The sequence below is a fragment of the Sulfuriferula thiophila genome (assembly GCF_003864975.1).
GTDB lineage: Bacteria > Pseudomonadota > Gammaproteobacteria > Burkholderiales > Sulfuriferulaceae > Sulfuriferula > Sulfuriferula thiophila.
The window spans coordinates 1-277 of record NZ_BHGL01000012.1 but is presented as its reverse complement, the minus strand read 5'-3'; the positions used below and the strand labels follow the sequence as shown (position 1 = coordinate 277).

The window sequence follows — 277 nt, the reverse complement described above, 5'->3', positions numbered from 1 at the left end:
TATCGCGTAGCCGTTTAGGCAAAGGCGAACGCGGTATCTGGCAGCGGCGTTATTGGGAACACACGCTCAGGGACGAACTGGATTATGCGAGGCATGTGGACTATATCCATATCAATCCGGTAAAGCATGGGCATGTGAACTCGGTGGCCGAATGGCCTTACTCTTCATTTCACCGCCATGTCGAGATGGGGATATATCCGGCAAACTGGGTCGGTGATGTGGGAGCGATGGCGGCTGGGGAATTGTGATGGGTTTCGCTTTGCTCTACCCATCCTAC

Annotated in this window: 1 protein-coding gene; it reads left to right on the top strand. The window is 53.8% G+C overall.

Annotated elements, in window-relative coordinates:
• Positions 1-248: REP-associated tyrosine transposase (locus tag EJE49_RS07525; RefSeq protein ID WP_370685821.1), on the top strand; the 248-nt coding region annotated here is incomplete at its 5' end.
• Positions 249-277: the final 29 nt, after the last annotated feature.